The organism is Gemmatimonadales bacterium, from assembly GCA_030697825.1.
Taxonomy (GTDB): Bacteria; Gemmatimonadota; Gemmatimonadetes; order Gemmatimonadales; family JACORV01; genus JACORV01.
Map to the genome: position 1 here is coordinate 1 of JAUYOW010000066.1, position 1,863 is coordinate 1,863.

At 67.7% G+C, this 1,863-nt stretch carries 2 protein-coding genes; both read right to left on the reverse strand.

Annotated elements, in window-relative coordinates:
* On the reverse strand, positions 1-1,166 hold a 1,166-nt coding region (gene murF / locus Q8Q85_03095; GenBank protein MDP3773231.1), incomplete at its 3' end, for a UDP-N-acetylmuramoyl-tripeptide--D-alanyl-D-alanine ligase.
* Positions 1,166-1,863 (reverse strand): UDP-N-acetylmuramyl-tripeptide synthetase (murE, locus tag Q8Q85_03100; GenBank protein ID MDP3773232.1); only part of this gene is annotated, 698 nt, incomplete at its 5' end. The genes murE and murF, both read right to left, overlap by 1 nt.

Here is a 1,863-nt window from a genome sequence, read left to right on the forward strand (position 1 = left end):
CTGAGCTCGCCCAGCGCGAACAGTCTTTGAATCCCGAGGCCCTTGGCGAGCTCACCCACGCGCCGGTGGATATCGACCGCCGCCGGCCCGAGCTCGGCCATGTCGCCCAGCACCAACGCGCGCTCGCCGGGAAAATCCCGCAACACCTGCAACCCGGCGGCGAGCGACGCCGGGTTGGCATTGTAGGTGTCGTCAATCACGCGCGTGCCGTTGATGCCGGGCTTCACCTCGAGCCGGCCGGACACGGCCTTGAGCTTTTCGAGTCCCGCGCGCACCTCCGGCAACGCCGCACCGGCGGCCAGCGCCGTGGCGGTCGCGCCGAGCGCGTTCAGGGCATTGTGTTTTCCAAGCAGCGGCAATCGCATATCGAGTTCTCCCTCGGGGGTCTTGAGCCGGAACGCGCAGCCGTCGCCATCGAGCGCGACATCGGCGCTGACGTCGGCCTTGCGGTCCAGCCCGAATGTGACAATGCGGCGCGGGGCCGCGAGGCTTTTCCAAAGTTCACTGTAGGCGTCGTCGGCGTTGATCACGGCGGTGCCGTCATCGGCGAGACCGGCGAAAATCTCACCCTTCGCGTGCGCGATCGCCGCCACGCTCCCCAGCCCGGCGAGGTGCGCCTCGGCGGCATTGGTGATGAGCGCGACCGTCGGGCGCGTGAGGCGCGTGAGGTATTCGATTTCGCCGCGGTGGTTCATGCCCATCTCGACAACCGCGTAGGTGTCGTCGGCGCGCAAACGCAACAGCGTCAGCGGTACGCCGATGTCGTTATTGAGGTTGCCGCGCGTGACACAGCCTTTCCCGCGGCGCGCGAGAATCGCCGCCAGCATTTCCTTGACCGTGGTCTTGCCATTACTGCCGGTGACCGCGATCAGCGGCATCCGGAACTGCTTGCGCCAGAAAGCGGCGAAAACGCCGAGCGCCCGGCGCGTGTTTGGCGTTTCGACATACGGCAGCGGCGTCTCCAGCGCGCGTTCGAACAACGCACCGGCGGCACCGGCGGCGATGGCCTCGGACAGGAAGCTGTGGCCGTCGAAGCGCGGGCCGGTGAGCGCGACGAACAGATCGCCCTTGGCGAGCGTGCGCGTGTCGGTCGAGACACCGGTGAATACCGCGTCGCGTCCGTGGTGCGTCGCCTGGAGTTTGTCGGCAAGCAGGCTTAGAGACATCACGCCGCCTCCCCCAATAGTTCCTGCACGGTTTTTCCGTCACTGTACGGCAGACGCGCATCGCCGATTTGCTGGTAGTCCTCGTGCCCCTTGCCGGCCACGAGCACGATGTCGTCGGCACCGGCCATTTCGATCGCCGCCGCGATCGCGGCGCGCCGGTCGCGGATTACGCGCGGCGGCCGGCGCATGCCGGCGAGGATGTCGCCGATGATTTTCTCCGGCGCCTCGTGGCGCGGGTTGTCGTCGGTTACCACGACCGTATCCGCGAGGCGTTCGGCGATGGCGCCCATCTCCGGGCGCTTGCCGGGATCGCGATCGCCGCCACAACCGAAGACGCATACGATTTTCTCGCGGGTGTGTTCGCGCAGTGCCTGCAAAACTTTTTCGAGCGCATCCGGGGTATGCGCGTAATCCACCACCACCAGCGGCTGGCCGGGGCGCCCGCCGAAACGCTCGACACGTCCGGCGGCGGGCCGAGCCTGCGCCAAGCGCGCGGCGGCGGTCTTGAGGTCCACGCCGAGCACCAGCAATACCGCCAACACCGCCAGCAGGTTGTAGGCGTTGAAGCGCCCGAGCAGCGGGCTGTGCAATGCCACCTCGCCCGCCGGCGTCGCGACGCGCAGGTCGAGGCCCGTGGGCGACGACTTCACTTCGAGTGCGTGCACGTCAGCGTCCTCGAAGCCGTAGGTCATGACAC